Annotated in this window: 2 protein-coding genes; both read right to left on the bottom strand. The window is 72.1% G+C overall.

The genetic code is table 11. The features are described from left to right. A partial coding sequence (locus G6021_RS12180) for a twin-arginine translocase TatA/TatE family subunit (RefSeq protein WP_182641400.1) occupies nucleotides 1–97 on the bottom strand: 97 nt, incomplete at its 3' end. 92 nt (nucleotides 98–189) lie between these two features. Beyond that, nucleotides 190–1,444 (bottom strand): trypsin-like peptidase domain-containing protein (locus G6021_RS12175; protein WP_182641399.1); only part of this gene is annotated, 1,255 nt, incomplete at its 5' end.

Genomic DNA, 1,444 nt, shown 5'->3' with positions numbered 1-1,444 from the left:
GCCAGCGGGCGGCCTCGGGTAGGCGCTCGGGCCCCAGGACCACGAGCGCGATCACGCCGAGCACCAGGAGCTCGGACCACCCCACGTTAGTGAACATCGCCTCCGAGGATACGTCGTCCCGGCACCGACCGGCACCACGACCTCGGACGACCGGCCACCGGCGCCGGCGACCTGCCGGCCCCGAGCGGGTCAGGCGAGTACGGGTCGGACGGTCACCTCGATCCGTGCACCGTCGCGGATGACCTCGACCGGCACGTCGACGTCCGCGCCCGCCCGTCGGACGGCCACGATGAGCTCGTCGGAGGACCGGACACCGCGTTCCCCGACACTCGTCACCACGTCGCCCTCCCGGAGCCCGGCCTCCTGTGCGGGCGACCCCTCCCGCACGTTGACCAGCTCCGCACCCTCCACGTTGCCGTTCTCCGCCTTGCGCGCGTTCACGCCGATGGTCGCGTGACGTACGGAGCCCTCGCTCATGAGCGAGGTGGCGATGTCGCGCACATCGTTGACGGGGATGGCGAACCCGAGCCCGATCGACCCGCCGGATTGGGTGAAGATGGAGGTGTTGATCCCGATCACCGCCCCGCTGGCGTCGATGAGCGGACCACCCGAGTTGCCGGGATTGATGGCCGCGTCGGTCTGGATGGCGTCGATCACCACGTCCCCGTCGGAGGTGGACTCCCCCAGGGCGATCGGCCGCTGGGTGGCCGACACGATGCCCTCGGTGACCGTCCGGGCCAGGCCGAGGGGCGACCCGATGGCGACGACCTGTTCGCCCACCTGCACCCGATCGGAATCACCGAGGGTCGCGACGGTGAGGTTCTGGACGTCGTCGACCTTCAGCACCGCCAGGTCGGTCGCCGGGTCGCGGCCGACCAACTCGGCCGATGCCCTGGACCCGTCCGGGAAGACGACGTCGATGTCCGCCCTGTCGGCGGCGCCGTCCATGGTGACGACGTGGTTGTTGGTGACGATGTAGCCCTGCGGGTCTATGACGATGCCGGAGCCCTCACCCCGGGCCGAGGCCGTGGAGACCTGGATGTGGACCACCGCCGGTTGGACCCGTTGCGCCACCTCACCGACCGGGTTGTCGGGCCGGATGACGTTCGCCGGCGCGTCGGCGATGCGGACCGTCGACGTGGTGAGGACGCGGGCGGAATCGGCCACGACCGCGCCGATCCCCCCTCCCACGAGGGCGATGACGGCGACGGCGGCGGTCGCCCCTGCCAGCGCCTGCCTGCTCAGTCGCCGCTCGAACAGAGCCTCGGAGAGTGAGAGCCTCGGCTGCGGGGGCACGTCCGCACCCGACAGATCCTCCGGTCCGGGCTCGTCCGCCGCCTGCAGGGCGGGGGTTCCGAACCCCACCGGGGCGTGGGGATCCCGCCACGGGTCGGGCGGGGCGGGCTGTGGCACCTCGACCCGGTCCTGCCAACCCGGATGCCGC

The sequence above is a fragment of the Dietzia sp. CW19 genome, from assembly GCF_014145265.1.
Lineage (GTDB): Bacteria > Actinomycetota > Actinomycetes > Mycobacteriales > Mycobacteriaceae > Dietzia > Dietzia natronolimnaea.
This window is presented reverse-complemented; position numbering and strand designations above follow the sequence as displayed.